This is a genomic window from Pseudomonas sp. MWU13-2105 (genome assembly GCF_023242315.1).
Lineage (GTDB): Bacteria > Pseudomonadota > Gammaproteobacteria > Pseudomonadales > Pseudomonadaceae > Aquipseudomonas.
The window spans coordinates 82,027-99,730 of sequence record NZ_JALLIY010000001.1 but is presented as its reverse complement, the minus strand read 5'-3'; the positions used below and the strand labels follow the sequence as shown (position 1 = coordinate 99,730).

The window sequence follows — 17,704 nt, the reverse complement described above, 5'->3', positions numbered from 1 at the left end:
AGGAACAATTTGACTCGATCCGTACCGCGCCAGTAGCGCCGAAAGATCAGGTGTCCGGCCAGGAACCGCCATCGCCGAAAACGCGAGCGGCTCCGGGACCGGGCATCAGGACCGCATTACTGAAAAGCCTGGGTGACCGGGCTTTTTGGAATGCCCACCGAACGCGGGCTCTGAAGAGAACCCTTCACCTTGAACGACAAGCCCAAACCATCACCGGCCAATGAATGGCCCTTTTTTATTGCAGGAGGCGTGACATGACGAGCGAGCAACAAGCGTTGGTGGACATGCCTATCTGGCTGGTCATCTTGCTGGCCGTGGTCGGCGGGGTTTCCGGCGAAATGTGGCGCGCCGACAAGGACGGTGCCCGTGGCTGGGTACTGCTGCGCCGGCTGGTACTGCGCTCCGGGGCCTGCATGGTCTGCGGCGTGTCGACCATCATGCTGCTGTATGCCGCCGGGGTGTCGATCTGGACCGCCGGCGCCTTTGGCTGCCTGACCGCCATGGCCGGCGCCGATGCCGCCATCGGCCTTTATGAGCGCTGGGCGGCCAAGCGTCTGGGGGTGGACGAAACGCCTCCCCCGGAGACCCGGCCGGAGCAATAGCCGGACTAAGCGCTCATGAGCACCTCGGATATCACCAAAGGACTGGAGCTGGCGGGCCCGAGAGCAGGACCCAGCCCGCAAGGACGCGGGCTTTCTGGAGGCGAATGATCGTCTGTCGAACCCGTCAATCGACGGGTTTTCAATTACCCGGTGAACCCCATGAACATCACCCCGATTCTCACGCAACTGCGTGCTCAATGCCCCAGTCTTGCCCAACATATCTCGACCGGCCTTGATCTCGACCTGCTGCAAAGCAACACCACGCTGCAAACCCCGGCGGCCTTCGTCACCGTGATGACCGACCTGGCAAGCAAGGACGCCTCGCAAAACGTCACCCGCCAGACCCTGACCGATCGCCTGGAACTGATCCTGGTGCTCGACGCCAGCAACGGCGCCCAAGCCTTCGACCAACTCCACAGCCTGCGCGCCGAACTCTGGCGCGCGCTGGTCGGCTTCAAACCCGACACCTATTACAACCCCATCGAATACGACGGTGGCGAACTGATCTCGATCAGCGCCAGCCGCCTGCTCTATCGCCTGCATTTCTTCGCCGAGTTCCAGTTGGGGCGCAATCGCTCCACGGATCCGGCCGAAACCTGGCACGAGCGTGAATTGGACGGCTTGCCGTCTTTTACCGGGGTCACGGTGAAGGTCGATGCCATCGATCCCGCCGATCCCAATCTGCACCGCCCAGGCCCCGATGGGCGCCTGGAGCTGACTTTTTCAGGAGACGTAACGCAATGACCCAACGCATCACCGTAGTGCCGGCCCCGGGCCGCGCCGTACCGGATCCGGAAGCCGGCGACCTGCTACCGCTCGAAGGCCGTGAAGTCGCCGACGGCGCCTGGTGGCGCCGTCGTCTGGCCGATGGCGATATCACCCTCAATGCCGTGCAAGCGGCACAACCACAGGATGCCCAATAATGGCTATCGGATTCAGCAACATCCCCGCGGACCTGCGTGTTCCGCTGTTCTACGCCGAAATGGACAACTCGGCGGCCAATAGCGCGTCGTCGACCCTGCGGCGCCTGATCGTCGCCCAGGTCAACGACAACGCCACCAGCACCGAAGTCGGCAGCCTGGTGCTGGTCTCCAGTGTCGCCCTGGCGAAAAGCATCGGTGGTCAGGGCTCGATGCTCGCTTCGATGTACGACACCTGGCGCAAGACCGATCCGGTCGGCGAGATCTGGTGCCTGCCGCTGCGCAGCAGCGTGGGCAGCATCGCCAAGGCCGACCTGAAACTGACCGGCACCGCCACCGAAAGCGGCGCGCTCAACCTGTATGTCGGTGGTGTGCGGGTCCAGGCTGCCGTGGTCAACGGGGCGACCGCCGCTCAGGTTGCCACTACCCTGGCGCTGCAAGTCAACGCCGCGACCGACCTGCCGGTCAGCGCCGTGGCCGTCGACGGCACCGTGACCCTGACCTGCAAATGGACCGGGGACAGCGGCAACGATATCAGCCTGCAGTTCAATCGCCTGGGCAAGAGCAATGGCGAGCAGACCCCCGCCGGCCTGACCATCGTCTCCGCGGCAATGGCCGGCGGTGCCGGGGTGCCGGATCAGGTTGCCGCACTCGCGGCACTCGGTGATGAACCGTTCGAGTTCATCTGCCAGCCCTGGTCCGATGTGGCCACCCTGAATGCCTGGCAAGCGGCGATGGACGACAGCGTCGGTCGCTGGTCCTGGTCCAAGCAGCTGTTCGGTCATGTCTACAGCGCCAAGCGCGGCACCGTCGGTACCCTGGTGGCCGCCGGCCAAACCCGCAACGACCAGCACATGACCCTCCTGGCCATGGAGCCGGGTGTGCCACAACCGGTCTGGGTCCAGGCCGCGGCCCTGGCCGCGCGGACTGCGGTGTTCATCTCCGCCGACGCCAGCCGTCCGACCCAGAGCGGCAGCCTGCCGGGTATCGATCCGGCTGCCGCCAGCGAGCGTTTCACCCTGACCGAACGTCAGTCGCTGCTCAGCTACGGTCTCGCCACCGCGTACTACGAAGGCGGTTATGTGCGCATCCAGCGGGCGATCACCACCTACCAGAAAAACGCTTACGGCCAGGCGGACAACTCCTACCTGGACAGCGAGACGATGCACCAGTCGGCCTTTATCGTGCGCCGCCTGCAAAGCGTGATCACCAGCAAGTACGGTCGCCACAAGCTCGCGGCCGATGGCACCCGCTTCGGCGCCGGCCAGCCGATCATCACCCCGAGCACCATCCGCGGCGAGCTGATCGCCCAGTACGCCAAGCTCGAACTGGAAGGCCATGTGGAGAACGCCGAGATGTTCGCCGAGCACCTGATCGTCGAGCGCGACAGCCAGGACCCGAGCCGGGTCAACGTGCTGTTCCCGCCGGACTACATCAACGGCCTGCGAGTATTCGCGCTGCTCAACCAGTTCCGCCTGCAGTACGACGCGGCGGCCTGATCGCCTGCCCACACTGCGTAACCCCAGCCCGCTCGATGCGGGCTTTTTATTGTAAGGAGATACACCATGGGTCAACTGATTGCGGGCACCTGCTACGTCAAAGTGGACGGCGCTCAACTGACTATCAACGGTGGTTGCGAAGCGCCGCTGATGTTCGTCAAACGGGAAACGGTCGTGCCGGGTTTCTACAAGGAAACCGACGTCGCTCCGACTTTCGCGGTAACCGCGCTGTACACGCCGGACTTCCCGCTCAAGCAACTGGTCGCCGGCACCGACATGACCGTCACCTGCGAATTCAGCAATGGCAAGGTCTACGTCCTGGCCGGTGCCTATCTGACCGATACACCGTCCGCCAAGGGTGACGACGCGACTATCGCGCTGAAATTCGAAGGCATCAAGGGGACCTGGCAATGACTGATCCGGTGAAGTTGCAGGTGCCCATCGAGGCCCACGGCGAACCCCTGGGCGAACTCACCCTGCGCCGTCCGACGGTGCAGGAAGTGCGGGCGATCAAGGCGCTGCCGTACAAGATCGACAAGGGCGAAGACGTCAGCCTCGACATGGACGTCGCGGCCAAGTACATCGCGGTCTGCGCCGGCATCCCGCCGTCGTCGGTCAACCAGCTGGACCTGTCCGACCTCAACACTTTGAGCTGGGCGGTGGCGGGTTTTTTCATGAGTGCGGCATCGCAGCCATCGGCGAGCTGATTGCGGTCGCCTATGACCTGGCCTGGTTCTGGAAGGTTGACCCCGAACAGATGATGGCCAGGCCACTGGATGTGCTCCGGGAATCCCTGGAGCACGCGCAACGGATCAATGCGATGCAGCAGGTGCAGTGATGGCTACGACCAATAATACGCTCACGGCGAATACCCAGACGGTTGTGAACATGGCCCTTGTCGTGAATGGTGTCCAGAAAATGGACGACGACCTGTCAGGGGTCAGCAAGAAAGTCGAAAGTTTCAAGAAGAGCCTGGAGGACAGCGGTCTGGGCGAGCTGGATCTCTCGGCGCTGTTCAAGGGCGAAGGCCTGGCGGCGCCTTTTGTCGAGGGCGTCAAGTCAGCGATCGAGGCGGAAAACAAGCTGGCCGAGGCCCGCAAGGGCGCCGAGGGATCTGATTCAGGGCCCACGGCAAAAAATCTGGCGAGCTTGAGTGAGGCGGTCGACAAGGTTTCCCTGAAGTTCGGCCAGGGCTTGTTGCCTGTGGTGAATTCCGTAGTGACGGCGTTGGTGCCGCTGGTGAGCCGAGTCGCCGAGTTCGTGGCGGCCAATCCGAATCTGGTCCAGGGCCTGGCGGCGGGGGCGGTGGCGTTCACCGTCCTGCAAGGTGCGGTGGCCGGGGTGGCAGCGGTGGTGGGTGTGCTCGCTTCGCCGATCGGTTTGGTCGTGGTGGGCTTTGCCCTTGCCGCGGCGCTGATCGTTGCTTACTGGAAACCGATTTCAGGCTTTTTCAGTGGGCTTTGGGACAGCATCAAAAGCATGGCGGCCAGCTTCATGTCGGGATTGCAGGCGGTGCTCGACTGGTCGCCGATGCCGATGATCAGCGCGGGCTGGGAGACGATCAGTGTGTTTTTCGCCGGCTTTTGGCAGTCGATCAGCATGGCAGCCGCCTCGGTATTCGACTTTTTCAAGGCGTTGTTTTCCTGGACTCCGCTGGGCCTGGTCATCGACAACTGGGGGCCTGTAACGGGACTCTTCGATTCGATCTGGCGATTGCTCAAGGCACTGGCCGTGCCGGTGATGGACTTTCTCAAGGGCGTGTTCGACTGGTCGCCGCTGGGGTTGATTGTCAATAACTGGGGGGCGATTAGCGCTTTTTTCGAGGAGACCTGGAACACGATCAAAGTACTGAGCGCACCGCTGGTTGACTTTCTCAAGGCACTGTTCGACTGGTCGCCGGTAGGGTTGGTCGTCAACAACTGGGGCGCTATCAGTGCCTACTTCGAGACGATCTGGGCCGCACTGCAAGACCCGGCGCAAATGCTCAAGGAGTTCTTCCAGACCTTGTTCGACTGGTCTCCCGTCGGGCTGATCGTTGCCAACTGGGAGCCCATCAGCAAGGTCTTTTCTGCCTTGTGGGAGGTACTGCAAAGCCTGGCGGCCCCGGTCATGGACTTTTTCCAGACGATGTTCGACTGGTCGCCGCTGGGGATGATCATCAAGAACTGGGATCCGATTGTCGCCTGGTTCGCCGGCTGGTGGAGCAAGTTGCAGAGCTTTATCACGCCGATCAAGGAGTTGTTCAGCGGTGGTTTCGGTGACTTTGTCGCCAAGGTCACCGGCAAGGTCGATGGCCTGGCGCAGCAGCAAGAGGCCAGTAATGCCAAGGCAGCCAATGGCGGCGCTTCTTCTTTCTGGAGTTGGAGCGACCCGTCGGGCAGTACCGACTCCGGTCTGACCAGCAACGCCAACGGCCTGGTCCAGCAAACGGCCGCGAATAACCGCACGCAACTTGAAGGCGGCTTGACCGTGAGCTTCAAAGACGCGCCAGCGGGCTTGCGCGTCGACCAGGCGCAAACCAACCAACCGGGCCTGGACCTGACGCCTCGCGTCGGCTATCGCTCACTTTCCCTCGGAGGTGTCTATGGCGACTAACTGGCGTGATCGGTTGTTGCCGGCGTCGTTTCGCGGCGTGCCATTCTGGGTCGACCAGGCGAAAAACCCGGTCGGCCAGAAAGGCCAGTTGCATGAATACCCGCAGCGCGACCGAGCGTTTTTTGAAGGGCTCGGCCAGCAGTCGAAAATCTATGAACTGACGGCCTTCATCGTTGGCGCCGATTGCCTTGAGAAGCGTGACGCGCTGCTCAAGGCCCTGGAGGAGGGCAGCGGCGAACTGGTTCACCCGTGGCAGGGACGGTTGCAGGTCAAGGTCGGCGAATGCGAGATGACCCAGACCCGCAAGGATGGCGGGTTGGTCACCTTCAGCCTGAAGTTCTATCCGGATGAACCGCTGCAGTTCCCCAAGGTCGTCGTCGACACCCAGAAGCAATTGCAGGTGGCGTCGGACAAATTGCTCGACGCTTCGGTGGCGCGTTTCGATGGGGCGATGTCGCAGATCAACCAGGCGCGGATCGGCCTGGAAAACCTGCGCAAGGGGATTACTCTGGCGTATCACGTGATCGAGCAGGAGTTGCAACCGCTGATCGAGACGTACGCGAACATCTATGCCCTGGTTCGCACGGTCAAGGAGTTCCCCCGGCAAGTGAGTGCCGCGGTTAAAAGCGTGCTGGGCGAATTCAACGGATTGGTCGGTGAAGTCAAAAGCGTTGTGGGCGAAGTTCGGGGCCTGAAGGACTTTGCCGTCCAGGGCTATCACGGAATGCTGGCGGACCTCTCGAAACAGGTCGAGGACGCCAAGTCCCTCGACGCGTCAAAACTGACCATCGGCAAGGACTCCGCCGCGGCTTCGCAGGCCACGGTGAACCTGATCCAGGATGCCTTGCTGGTCCAGATCTCCCAGTTGGTGTCAATGATACCGGTGGCGACGCCGGCGGTGAAACTGACGACCACACCGTCACTGGCCCAACAAGCCCAGCAGCCGGTGCAACGCGCCGATGTGCCGGTGGTCGACGATGTGCTGGCGCTGCGTGACAGCCTCAACGATATGATCTGGCAGGCGGCGCTCAAGGCCGACGCGGTGCAGTACCAGGCCCTCAGTAGCGTTCGTCAGGCGTTAACGCAGCATCTCAATGCGGTGGCGTCCAACGGGGTGCGTCTGGTTGACCTGACTCCCAAGAGCACCCAGCCGGCCCTGGTCGTGTCTTACCAGAAACTCGGCGATGCCACGCGAGTGGGTGAGGTGGTGCAGCGCAACCGGATTTCGCACCCCGGTTTCATACCGCCGGTGCCGTTGCAGATCTCCCAGGAGTAAGCCATGAACGACATCGACAATGCTGTCGTCCTGTTGGTCGATGGCCTGAGTTATGAGGGCTGGAAGAGCATCGAGATCAGTGCTGATCTCGAGCGTCAGTTCCGTACCTTCAAGCTCGGTATCACCTGGAAATGGCCGGGACAGACCGTGGCCGTGCCGATCAAGGCCGGCGCCCGTTGTTCGGTGCTGATCGGCTGCGACCTGGTGCTGACCGGTTACGTGTTCAAGGCGCCCATCAGCTATGACGGCAATCAGATCAGCCTGACCGTCGAGGGCAGTTCGCTGACCCGGGACCTGGTGGATTGCGCGGCCGTCAACCAGCCAAGCCAGTGGCGTGAACAGAGCCTGCTAAAGATCGTCGAGGCGCTGGCCAAACCCTACAAGGTCAATGTGCGCAGCGAGATCCCGGAAACCACCAAACTGCAAACCCACAGCATCGTGCCGGGTGAGACGGTGTTCAAGTCCATCGATCGGTTGCTGACTTTGTATCGGGTATTTTCCACCGATGACGCAAGCGGCAACCTGGTACTTGCCAAACCTGGCAGTGCCGGGCGGGCGACTGATGTACTGGAGCTGGGCAAGAACATTCTTTCGGCCAATACGCCGAGGGACTACAGCGCGGTATTTTCCGAGTACCGGGTGATTGGTCAGCACAAGGGCAGCGACCAGAACAGCGGTAGCGCGGTGAGCGAGGTTTCCGGGGTGTCCAGCGAGGTCAATCCGGATCGCAAGCGGGTCACGGTGATCAGCGAAAGCGCGCAGATCACTCCGCTGTTGGCCCAGCAACGGGCCGACTGGGAGCGGGCGACGCGTGGCGCCAAGGCCCTGACGACCACTTACAGCGTGCAGGGCTGGCGACAGTCCAACGGTGACCTGTGGCGACACAACCTGACCGTGCGGGTGAAGGATCCGGTGCTGGACGTGGACCAGGACATGCTGATCTCCAAAGTGACCTGGTCGTTGTCCGCCCAGGGCTCGATCACCACCCTGGTAGTGGCGCCGCCGCAGGTCTTCGATGCCACGCCGGCACCTGCGAAGGCCACGAAGTAGTTATCCCCATCTTATTCGGATGCTGTTCCACCGCCTTCGCGGGCAAGCTCCGCTCCCACAATGTCCGTGTTTGGCCGAAAGTTCGCGGCGTGACATCAACCCTGTGGGAGCGGAGCTTGCCCGCGAAGGCGGCCTCCCTGACACACCGCTTGCCCAAGGACCCCTTATGAGCCTACTGACACGCCTGCTGGCGCGCGGCACTGTCGTGCTCGCCAATTCGGCCAACAAACTGCAATCGCTGCAAATGCGCCTGACCGCCGGTGAAGTGAGCGACGACATGGAGCACTTCGAGCCCTACGGTTTCACCAGCAACCCGCTGGCTGGCGCCGAAGGCATCGCCACCTTTCTCGGCGGCGACCGTTCCCACGCTATCGTCCTGGTGGTCGCCGACCGCCGCTACCGCCTGCAGAACCTCGCCCCCGGCGAAATCGCCCTCTACACCGATGAGGGCGACAAGATCCACTTCAAGCGTGGCCGGATCATCGATATCGAAACCGGCACCCTGAACATTCGCGCCGGTACCGCGGTGAACATCGACACACCGAGCCTGACCCAGACCGGCAAGATCGTCTCCCAGGGCGATCAGGTCGCCGGCGGCATCAGCCAGATGAAGCATGTGCACGGCGGCATCCAGCCGGGCAGCGGCCAGACCGGCACGCCGACGGGAGGTGCCTGATGTTCGTGTCCAACGACCTGAAGACGGCGCTGACCCGTTCGGTACTGATCAGCCTGTTTACCTGGCGTCGCGCCAACAGCGATGACCCGATCGATGACGATGAGCGTTTCGGTTGGTGGGGCGACAGTTTCCCCTCGGTAACCGACGACCGTATTGGCTCGCGGCTGTGGCTGTTGCGGCGGGTCAAGCTCTCCGCGCAGACCCAGCTCGACGCCGAGTTCTATGCCCGCGAAGCCTTGCAATGGCTGCTCGACGACGGTCATTGCAGCGCCATCGAGATTCAAACCGAACGGCTCGACGCCCAGCGACTGAACCTGCGCACGGTTCTGACCCTGGCCAGCGGCGAGCGCCTGGATATCAACCCGAACCACAGTTGGCAGGTGACTTATGCCGTTTGAAACCCCTTCGCTACCGGTGTTGATCAACCGCACCCAAGGCGACCTGGCCGGCGATTCGCTGCGCCAGTCCGATGCACAGGTCCTGGCCCGCACCCTGAGTGGCGCGGCCTTCGGCCTCTACGGTTACCTCGACTGGATCGCCGAGCAGATCCTGCCCGACACCGCCGATGAAACCACCCTGGAGCGCATTGCCGCGCTGCGTTTGCATCAACCACGCAAGGCCGCGCAATCGGCCAGCGGCAGTGTCAGCTATACCGCTGCGGCCGGTGCGGTGCTGGATGCCGGGACCCTGCTGCAGACCAGTGACGGGCGCAGCTACACCGTGACGGTTGGTGGCACCACCAACGGTGGGACCAATACCGCGCAGATCCAGGCGCTGGATGCTGGCAGCCTGGGGAATGCCGATGCGGGGTTGACGCTGTTTCCGGTGCAGCCGGTGCAAGGGATCGGCAATACCTTCACGGTGCTGGACCCGGGCTTGAGCGGTGGTGTCGCGGCGGAAAGTGTCGAATCGTTGCGGGCCCGGGTGATTCGTTCCTATCGCATTATTCCCAATGGCGGTTCGGCGGCCGATTACGAAACCTGGGCGCTGGAATGTCCGGGGATTACCCGGGCCTGGTGCCGTGGCAGCTACCTGGGGCCGGGTACCGTCGGCTTGTTCGTTATGCGCGACGACGATCCGGTGCCGCTGCCGGACGATGGGCAACTGGCGCTGGTCCAGGCCTATATCGACCCACTGCGTCCGGTGACCGCCGAGTTGCATGTGCTGGCGCCGGTGTTGGTCCCGGTGACCTACACCCTGCGCCTGATTCCGGATACCAGCGCCATCCGCGCCGCCGTCGTGGCCCAGTTGCAGGACTTGCACGACCGTGAGGGCGGCCTGGGTGAAACCTTGTTGCTGACCCATATTGCCGAGTCCATCAGCAGTGCCGGCGGCGAGCAGGATCACCTGCTGGTCTCGCCGTCCGCCGATGTGCCCGCCGCCACCAATCAGTTGCTGACCTTCGGAGGTTGCGTATGGCTGCAGTAAGAACCGCCGCGCAATACCAGGAGCAACTGCGCAGCCTGCTGCCGGCGGGCCCGGCCTGGGACCCGGAGCAAGTGTCGGAGATACAGCAGGTGTTGCTGGGTATCGCCCAGGAGCTGGCGCGGGTTGATGCCCGGGCCGTGGACCTGCTCAACGAAGTCGACCCGGTGACGGTCAGTGAACTGGTGCCGGATTGGGAGCGGGTGATGAATCTGCCCGACCCGTGCCTGGGGCCTAATCCGTTGTTTGATGATCGCCGTGTGGCGGTGCGTCGGCGGTTGCTGGCGGTGGGTGATCAGAGCATCGGTTATTTCATCGATATCGCCCGCAGCCAGGGCTATCCGAATGCCAGCGTGACCGAACTGCAGACCCCGCGCATGGGCCGGGCGCGGTTCGGCAAGGCGCGCTTCGGCAAGGCGCGCTTCGGCACCTGGCAGGCGCAGTTCATGTGGACGCTGAATACCGGTGGGCGACTGCTTATGGGGCGGCGTTTCGGCGCGAGCTATTGGGGAGAGCGGTTTGGCGCTAATCCCGGCAGCGCCCTGGAATGCCTGATACATCGTGCTGCACCAGCGCACACGCTTGTACACATCAATTATGACTAGAGGATAGAAACGTGGATTACCCAAAAAGCGTGCCCAGCGTTGGGCTGGTGAATGGCAAGTTTGTCGATGAAAACCTGGTGAATGGAACGCCGGGATCGTTGATTCCTTCCAGTTGGGGGAATGCGGTGACTGACGAAATTTTGTCGGTCATTCGTTCAACCAATGCTGTTCCGACGGAAAGTAATAATGCGCAGCTGACAGATGCCATTGTCAGCATTGCTGATCTGCGAGCCTCTCAAGCGGTTTCAAAAGCCGTGGCCCAAGCCACTGAAAGCGCTTCAGGTGTGGCGAAAGTTGCAAGTCAAGCTCAGACCAATTCAGGTGTTGATGATACGACCATCGTCACGCCCAAAAAAATGGCTGGAGCAGTCCAAGGCCAGGCTCTGGTTGCTTTCACGACTGCTGGCACTGCGCCCTTGTTCACGTTAACCCCAGTGCCGCCGATCACCGCCTATACGGCAAACCAGCGGTTTCAGGTGAAGTTCCACTCGGGTGGCGCGGGTTCTGACAAGATGAACATCTCGGGCCTCGGCGCGAAGAGTATCCTGCAATACGATGGCAACGGCAACAAAGTTGCTGCGGTCATCCAAAGCCAACTGACGGATGCTGTATATGATGGTACTGACATCGTTTTGCTCGATCAGTTGCCAAGTGCGTTTGGTGTAACCCCATCACAATTCGACAACTCAACCAAGCTTGCAACCACTGCATTTGTTCAAGGGGTTGGACTTCAGTTTAGCTCTGTTGTCGCTATCGGTACGAACACCGCACTGACTGTGGCTCATGCGGGGGCACTCATTATCGGTAGTAGTACAGCTGCATTTAATGTGAGCTTGCCGTCAACGTCTAGTGTGCCGTTAAGGACGGTTATAAAGCTTTGGAATTATGGTATCGGAACAATGAGTTTAATCTGCGCTGGGGCGGAAAATCTCGCAATTCCATACAGTGTGGCAGCGTATTCTGTTCAAACCGGGGCTTCAATAACACTGGTTAGCGGTAACGGGATTTGGTACGCCATTGATATGCCAAGCATTGGGCGCTGCCAGACGTGGCAGAACGTCACTGCCAATCGGGTGTCGGGAACCACTTATACAAATACAAGTGGTAACCCCATTATGGTTTTAGTCAGTGTTTCGGGGCAGCCTTATCAGGTTTTTTCCATGGGGGTCAATGGTGTTACAGTTTCGACAAGTAACTCTGGGGGGGTTAACTATAGTCAGATCGGGTGTGTTTCTATCGTTGTGCCGGCGGGTTCTAATTATGTCGCTAACGTTAATGCTGGCAGTATTATTACTTGGTTTGAACTTCGTTGAGGGTATAAGTTGATGAAATATTATATAAGGCGGGCGACTGGTGAAGTATTTGCCTATGAGTCTGACGGCTCGCAAGACTCGTTTATCAGTCCTGACCTCGAATTGCTCGACGACAAGGGCTTGGCTGAGGTTCGTGCCGCTCAGGAAGCGGCAGCGGCTCCGACACCTGAGCAGGTTTTGCAGTCTGCCAATGCTCAGCGTGATGCGTTGCTGGCGTCCGCCGGGCTGCGCATTGCACCGTTGCAGGATGCCGTCGACCTGGACGTCGCGACCGGCGCCGATACGGTCAACCTGAAACTCTGGAAACAGTACCGGGTAGCCATCAACCGTGTATCCGAGCAACCTGGCTTCCCCGCAACCATTGATTGGCCCACACCGCCGGCCTGATCAAAACCCAGACCAACACACGCCGCCATCGAGCGGTTTTTTTGTGCTCGGAGAAAGCCATGCCGATTACCCAGCAGCAGTTGCTACAGATCCTCCCCAGCGCCGGCCTCAACGCCGGCGTTTTCGTATCTCCCCTCAATACCGCCATGTCCGATCACCAGATCAACACCCCGAAACGCATCGCCGCATTCCTGGCCCAGGTGGGCCATGAATCCGCGCAGCTGCGCTACGTACGGGAACTGGGCAGTGATCAATACCTGAGCAAATACGATACGGGGCCTCTGGCCCTCCGCCTGGGGAACACCCCGGATGCCGACGGCGATGGCCTGCTCTATCGCGGTCGCGGGCTGATCCAGATCACCGGTCGCAGTAACTATCGCCAATGCAGCCTCGGGCTGTTTGGCGATGAACGCCTGTTGCAGCAACCGGAACTGCTGGAGCAACCGCAATGGGCCGCCGAGTCGGCGGCCTGGTTCTGGGAGCAACAAGGGTTGAACGCACTGGCCGATGCCGATCAGTTCAACAGCATCACCCGCAAGATCAACGGCGGCCTGAACGGCCTCGAGGATCGACTGCAACTCTGGGCCCGGGCGAGGGCGGTGCTATGCGCCTCCTCGACCTGATCCCGGCGCCCTGGCGCCTGGGCGTTGTCGTCGCACTGCTGGCCTTGCTGGCTGGTGGTGCGGCGGCCAGCGCCTGGCATATTCAAGACTGGCGCTACGGTCAGCAACTGGAGCACCAAGCCCGGTTGCAGGCCGACACACTCAACCAGATTTCCCTCGCCGCGGCCGCGCAACAGCGCGCCGAGCAGGATAGACGCCTGGCCCTGGAGCAACGGCTCCAGGTCAGCGACCAAACCCATTCCAAGGAGCTGAACGATGTGCAACAGGATCAAGCTCGCCTGCGTGATCGTCTTGCCACTGCTGATCTGCGGCTGTCAGTCCTTATCGACGCCAACGATCCCGCCAGTGGCTGTGATGTGCCAGCCGCCACCGCCGCCGGCGGCGTGGTTCATGCAGCCCCAAGAGCCCGACTTGACCCGGCGCATGCTCAACGAATTATCGCCATCACCGACGACGGCGACCGCGCCCTGATTGCCTTGAAGGCCTGCCAGGCGTATGCCGGGGCGGTTTCTCGCTGACATCCGGATGCAATCTCGTGTCTTGAAAGTGTGATCTGCTCGTGTAGGGTGTTCATTTTGATCCAATACAGATTGGCCTGCGCCGCCTACAGGGTAGGTGCGGAGGGCTGCCTAACCCGGAGAGGAACATGGATGAAATCACCCGGCTTGCCGCCGAACTCGGCAAGCGCTTGCAGACGCTCAAGACCGATGTCACCACCGCCGAGTCCTGTACCGGCGGCGGCATCGCCGAGGCGATCACCCGGATTCCCGGCAGCTCGGCCTGGTTCGAAGCCGGCTATGTCACCTACTCCAACCGGCAGAAGAGCCTCCAGTTGAAGGTGCCCGAGAGCCTGTTCGACCAGGTCGGCGCCGTCAGCCGGGAAGTGGTCGAAGCCATGGTCCGCGGCGCCCAGGCCCACAGCAACGCGCGCTTCGCCGTGGCGGTCAGTGGCGTGGCCGGGCCGGATGGCGGCTCTGCCGAGAAACCGGTAGGCACCGTCTGGCTGGCCTGGGGGTGTGGCGACGACGTGAGCGCCGAACTCCGGCACTTCCCCGGCGACCGCGACGCCGTCCGTCGACAGACGGTGCAGGCCGCGCTGGAAGGCCTGTTACGACGGGCGGATGCAGAAATCGCAAATCAGGGGTAGGCGATCCGCCAACGCTGTGGAATAATACTGGCTACTTATACAGGTGTTGGCCGTCAGGCCTTATTGATTACGTGAGGACTTTAATGGACGACAACAAGAAGAAAGCCTTGGCTGCGGCCTTGGGTCAGATCGAACGTCAATTCGGCAAGGGTGCCGTAATGCGCATGGGCGATCATGACCGTCAGGCGATCCCTTCGATCTCCACCGGTTCCCTGGGCCTGGACATTGCGCTGGGCATCGGCGGCCTGCCGAAAGGCCGTATCGTCGAGATCTACGGTCCGGAATCCTCGGGTAAGACCACCCTGACGCTTTCCGTTATCGCCCAGGCGCAAAAAGCCGGTGCAACCTGCGCTTTCGTCGACGCCGAACACGCCCTGGACCCTGAATACGCCGGCAAGCTGGGCGTGAATGTCGACGACCTGCTGGTATCCCAGCCGGACACCGGCGAACAGGCCCTGGAAATCACCGACATGCTGGTGCGCTCCAATGCGGTGGACGTGATCATCGTCGACTCCGTGGCCGCCCTGGTGCCGAAAGCGGAAATCGAAGGCGAAATGGGCGACATGCACGTCGGCCTGCAAGCCCGTCTGATGTCCCAGGCCCTGCGCAAGATCACCGGTAACATCAAGAACGCCAACTGCCTGGTGATCTTCATCAACCAGATCCGCATGAAGATCGGCGTGATGTTCGGCAGCCCGGAAACCACCACCGGTGGTAACGCGCTGAAGTTCTACGCCTCGGTACGCCTGGACATCCGCCGTACCGGCGCGGTGAAGGAAGGCGACGAAGTGGTCGGCAGCGAAACCCGCGTCAAGGTCGTGAAGAACAAGGTCGCTTCGCCGTTCCGTCAGGCCGAGTTCCAGATCCTTTACGGCAAGGGCATCTACCTCAACGGCGAGATGATCGACCTGGGCGTGTTGCACGGTTTCGTCGAGAAGTCCGGTGCCTGGTACAGCTACAACGGCAGCAAGATCGGTCAAGGCAAGGCCAACTCGGCCAAGTTCCTGGCGGACAACCCGGAAATCGCCGCGACCCTCGAGAAGCAACTGCGTGACAAGCTGCTGACTCCAGGTGTCGACACCAAGGCCAACTCCGGTGCGGCCGCTGTCGTCGCAACCGAAGACGACCTGGCTGACGCTGATCTCTGAGTAAGACGATGACCGCCGTACTGGATACCCCGGTCGCCGTACGGCGCACTGCCATGGACCTGCTCGCGCGACGCGAGCACGGTCGAGTCGAGCTGACGCGTAAACTGCGTCAGCGCGGCGCCTCCCCTGAAATGATCGACACCGAACTCGACCGCTTGACGGAAGAGGGGCTGCTGTCCGAATCCCGTTACCTCGAAAGCTTCGTGTCCTACCGTGCCCGTTCCGGCTACGGCCCTTTGCGTATTCGCGAAGAGCTGGGCCAACGCGGTCTGCAACGTGCCGATATCGAGTTGGCCCTGCGTGAAAGCGGTTTCGACTGGCAAGCCCAGCTGGAAGACACCTGGCGCCGAAAGTTCGCCGGGCATTTGCCCACCGACGCCCGTGAGCGTGCCCAACAGGGACGCTTCCTGAGTTATCGGGGTTATTCCATGGAGATGATCGGCCGCCTGTTCAGCGGCCGAGGGCTGGATGACTGAGGCTGGGTGGTAATCACGTCGCCTTGATGGGCTCGCGGGTGCGCTCCTGCGCCGGCACCTTGGCCTTGCTCCAGTTTTCCGAGCGGTTGATAAAGTCCACCAGCTCCCGCAGGCGCCCCTGGTCCCGAGCGGTGAAGGCGAACGACAAGCGCGTCAGGTGACTGAACTGGGGTTCATCGTGTTCCGGTTCGCTGCAGGGGCCCTGATAGAAGTATCCACTGAGGCACAGGTCGGCAAAGTCCTTTTGCATCTGCTCCATCGCGTGCTCATTGAGCGGATGATTCATGCGGATCACGAACTGCTTCTTCAGCCAGCGGCTGGAGTGGAAGTTGCTGTAGAACTGCTTGATCTCTTCCACGGCCTCGTCGGCACTGTAGACCAGGCGCATCAGCTTGAGGTCGGCAGGCAGGATGTAGTGGTGGGCCTCCAGTTGATTGCGGATAAAGTCCAGCGCGCCCTGCCAGAAATTGCCTCCCGGGGCATCCAGCAGAATCACCGGAACCAGCGGACTCTTGCCGGTCTGGATCAGCGTCAGTACTTCCAGGGCTTCATCGAGGGTGCCAAAGCCGCCCGGGCAGAGCACCAGTGCGTCAGCCTCCTTGACGAAGAACAGCTTGCGGGTGAAGAAGAAGTGGAAGGACAGCAGGTTGTGCGTGCCGCTGACGGTTGCATTGGCACGTTGCTCGAAGGGCAGGGTGATGTTGAACCCGAGGCTGTGTTCCAGGCCGGCACCTTCGTGGGCCGCGGCCATGATGCCGCCACCGCCACCGGTAATGACCATCAGGTTGGACTGGGCCAGCGCGGCTCCCAGCGCGCGGGCTTGTGCGTAGAGCGGGTGTTCGGCGGGCGTTCGCGCCGAGCCGAACACGGTGACCTTGCGCCGGCCCTTGAACTGGTCGAGCACGCGAAAGGCATTCTCCAGTTCACGCAGGGTCTGCAGGACGATCTTGGCATTCCAGCGGTTGCGGTCATCCTGGGCCATGCGCAGCACGGTCAGCATCATGTCACGGTAAAGCTCAAGATTCGGACTATTGGGCGCAACCTGCTCAAGTTGCTCTTCGACCCGGCTGAGGTCGATCCCTTTGCTCTGGAAATGACGGGACAGCAAGTCATTCGGTTCGTAAGGCATTCAACGTCTCCTTCTGCACGGAACCCTTGGCTTGGCCGAAAGAAAAGTTCGCCAAGGCCGCGTCACTGCATGTGTCGCATGCGTGCCATGTCGATTTGATGATGAGCCTATAAAGTCATGGCTGGCAACCGCTTATTGCCCTTTTGCAAAGGACTTTAGCAGCTCGTCAGAGGCGCTGCGCGGGCGCTGAGGGAGGAACTGCGCGCCGATCATGAGCGGCGGCGCGCGACGCGATAAGATTACTTTTTCTTCGCTGGTGTTTCTTTCGGGCAGTCGCTTTCCACGAACCGGGCGGAGGTGACAGGGCGGTTGCTCTTGTTCTCGGTGAACTCGTAGCGCATCACCGCACCCTTGGCCATCAACTTGCGGTAGTTGGCATTACGGCAGACGCTGGCCCCCAGTTGCAGATAAACCGCCTTGGCGTTATCGCGCATGGTCGGTGCGTAATCGGCCTGGACGCTCAGGTGGTCGATCAGTTCGTTGCCCTCAACGGTGTAGCCGACATCGAGGATATTCTCGTCGAGTTCGTGGGGCAGGCCTTCGTTGCTCTGCTCGGCCACGTCCTTGAGCATCTTGTTCAGTTCGAAATCCTTCAGCGACGCCGCCTGGGCACTGAAGGGCAGGGCCAGCAAAAGGGCCAGGGACGGTACGATAAGGCGCAGCATGCAACTCTCCTGATTCGGTAACTGGTGCTTCGACCCGTTACCGGGGCGAGCGTTCAGTGGTCGCGAAGTATAGAGGGCAGCTGTAGGCCCTACTAGGGTGAGGCTGACGGAAATGTCGACGGATGAAGGCTCAAACGCAGCCTGGCTCTCTGGTAGACTCCGCGCACT

At 61.4% G+C, this 17,704-nt stretch carries 22 protein-coding genes; 20 read left to right on the top strand and 2 right to left on the bottom strand.

Annotated elements, in window-relative coordinates; genetic code table 11:
- Positions 1–254: 254 nt before the first annotated feature.
- The 20 genes from M5B96_RS00515 to recX all read left to right on the top strand — a co-directional run bounded on the left by M5B96_RS00515 (position 255) and on the right by recX (position 15,742).
- The gene (locus M5B96_RS00515) at positions 255–602 is read left to right on the top strand and encodes a phage holin family protein (RefSeq protein WP_248794570.1); all 348 of its coding nucleotides are present in this window, start codon (positions 255–257) and stop codon (positions 600–602) included.
- A gap of 159 nt (positions 603–761) precedes the next feature.
- Positions 762–1,346 carry a hypothetical protein gene (locus M5B96_RS00510; protein WP_248794569.1) on the top strand — a complete coding sequence of 195 codons (585 nt, stop codon included), beginning with the start codon at positions 762–764 and terminating at the stop codon, positions 1,344–1,346.
- Positions 1,343–1,525 (top strand): DUF2635 domain-containing protein, encoded by a 183-nt coding sequence (locus M5B96_RS00505; protein WP_248794568.1) that lies wholly within the window; start codon positions 1,343–1,345, stop codon positions 1,523–1,525. Before M5B96_RS00510 ends, M5B96_RS00505 begins: the two co-directional genes overlap by 4 nt.
- Positions 1,525–3,021 (top strand): phage tail sheath subtilisin-like domain-containing protein, encoded by a 1,497-nt coding sequence (locus M5B96_RS00500; protein ID WP_248794567.1) that lies wholly within the window; start codon positions 1,525–1,527, stop codon positions 3,019–3,021. Before M5B96_RS00505 ends, M5B96_RS00500 begins: the two co-directional genes overlap by 1 nt.
- A 66-nt stretch (positions 3,022–3,087) precedes the next feature.
- A complete protein-coding gene (locus M5B96_RS00495) occupies positions 3,088–3,435 on the top strand; it encodes a phage tail tube protein (RefSeq protein WP_248794566.1) in 348 nt (115 codons plus the stop codon).
- Positions 3,432–3,728: a phage tail assembly protein gene (locus M5B96_RS00490; RefSeq protein WP_248794565.1), complete on the top strand. Its 297-nt coding sequence runs from the start codon at positions 3,432–3,434 to the stop codon at positions 3,726–3,728. Before M5B96_RS00495 ends, M5B96_RS00490 begins: the two co-directional genes overlap by 4 nt.
- A gap of 130 nt (positions 3,729–3,858) precedes the next feature.
- Complete coding sequence (locus tag M5B96_RS00485) at positions 3,859–5,616, top strand: phage tail protein (RefSeq protein ID WP_248794564.1); 1,758 nt, start codon at positions 3,859–3,861, stop codon at positions 5,614–5,616.
- A complete protein-coding gene (locus M5B96_RS00480) occupies positions 5,606–6,892 on the top strand; it encodes a DNA circularization protein (protein WP_248794563.1) in 1,287 nt (428 codons plus the stop codon). The genes M5B96_RS00485 and M5B96_RS00480 overlap by 11 nt, the downstream gene beginning before the upstream one ends.
- 3 nt (positions 6,893–6,895) lie before the next feature.
- Positions 6,896–7,942 carry a phage baseplate assembly protein gene (locus M5B96_RS00475; RefSeq protein WP_248794562.1) on the top strand — a complete coding sequence of 349 codons (1,047 nt, stop codon included), beginning with the start codon at positions 6,896–6,898 and terminating at the stop codon, positions 7,940–7,942.
- Positions 7,943–8,108: 166 nt separating this feature from the next.
- Positions 8,109–8,618: a phage baseplate assembly protein V gene (locus M5B96_RS00470; protein ID WP_248794561.1), complete on the top strand. Its 510-nt coding sequence runs from the start codon at positions 8,109–8,111 to the stop codon at positions 8,616–8,618.
- Complete coding sequence (locus M5B96_RS00465; RefSeq protein ID WP_248794560.1) at positions 8,618–9,016, top strand: phage GP46 family protein; 399 nt, start codon at positions 8,618–8,620, stop codon at positions 9,014–9,016. Before M5B96_RS00470 ends, M5B96_RS00465 begins: the two co-directional genes overlap by 1 nt.
- On the top strand, positions 9,006–10,046 hold the full coding sequence (locus M5B96_RS00460) for a baseplate J/gp47 family protein (protein ID WP_248794559.1): 1,041 nt from the start codon (positions 9,006–9,008) through the stop codon (positions 10,044–10,046). Before M5B96_RS00465 ends, M5B96_RS00460 begins: the two co-directional genes overlap by 11 nt.
- Complete coding sequence (locus M5B96_RS00455; RefSeq protein WP_248794558.1) at positions 10,034–10,648, top strand: YmfQ family protein; 615 nt, start codon at positions 10,034–10,036, stop codon at positions 10,646–10,648. The genes M5B96_RS00460 and M5B96_RS00455 overlap by 13 nt, the downstream gene beginning before the upstream one ends.
- 11 nt (positions 10,649–10,659) lie before the next feature.
- Positions 10,660–11,961: a hypothetical protein gene (locus M5B96_RS00450; protein ID WP_248794557.1), complete on the top strand. Its 1,302-nt coding sequence runs from the start codon at positions 10,660–10,662 to the stop codon at positions 11,959–11,961.
- Positions 11,962–11,973: 12 nt separating this feature from the next.
- Complete coding sequence (locus tag M5B96_RS00445) at positions 11,974–12,348, top strand: tail fiber assembly protein (protein ID WP_248794556.1); 375 nt, start codon at positions 11,974–11,976, stop codon at positions 12,346–12,348.
- Between the two features lie 59 nt (positions 12,349–12,407).
- Complete coding sequence (locus M5B96_RS00440; RefSeq protein ID WP_248794555.1) at positions 12,408–12,971, top strand: glycoside hydrolase family 19 protein; 564 nt, start codon at positions 12,408–12,410, stop codon at positions 12,969–12,971.
- Complete coding sequence (locus M5B96_RS00435; protein ID WP_248794554.1) at positions 12,953–13,489, top strand: lysis system i-spanin subunit Rz; 537 nt, start codon at positions 12,953–12,955, stop codon at positions 13,487–13,489. Before M5B96_RS00440 ends, M5B96_RS00435 begins: the two co-directional genes overlap by 19 nt.
- Before the next feature lie 128 nt (positions 13,490–13,617).
- A complete protein-coding gene (locus M5B96_RS00430) occupies positions 13,618–14,118 on the top strand; it encodes a CinA family protein (RefSeq protein ID WP_248794553.1) in 501 nt (166 codons plus the stop codon).
- Between the two features lie 83 nt (positions 14,119–14,201).
- The gene (gene recA / locus M5B96_RS00425) at positions 14,202–15,266 is read left to right on the top strand and encodes a recombinase RecA (protein ID WP_103499726.1); all 1,065 of its coding nucleotides are present in this window, start codon (positions 14,202–14,204) and stop codon (positions 15,264–15,266) included.
- Between the two features lie 8 nt (positions 15,267–15,274).
- A complete protein-coding gene (gene recX / locus M5B96_RS00420; protein ID WP_103499725.1) occupies positions 15,275–15,742 on the top strand; it encodes a recombination regulator RecX in 468 nt (155 codons plus the stop codon).
- A 13-nt stretch (positions 15,743–15,755) separates the two neighbouring features.
- On the opposite strand, the gene M5B96_RS00415 is transcribed toward recX, so the two are convergent.
- Both M5B96_RS00415 and M5B96_RS00410 read right to left on the bottom strand, forming a co-directional pair.
- Positions 15,756–16,871, bottom strand: coding sequence for an LOG family protein (locus M5B96_RS00415; protein WP_248794552.1), 1,116 nt, complete (start codon positions 16,869–16,871; stop codon positions 15,756–15,758).
- A gap of 239 nt (positions 16,872–17,110) precedes the next feature.
- Positions 17,111–17,536, bottom strand: coding sequence for a PA3611 family quorum-sensing-regulated virulence factor (locus M5B96_RS00410; RefSeq protein ID WP_248794551.1), 426 nt, complete (start codon positions 17,534–17,536; stop codon positions 17,111–17,113).
- Positions 17,537–17,704: the final 168 nt, after the last annotated feature.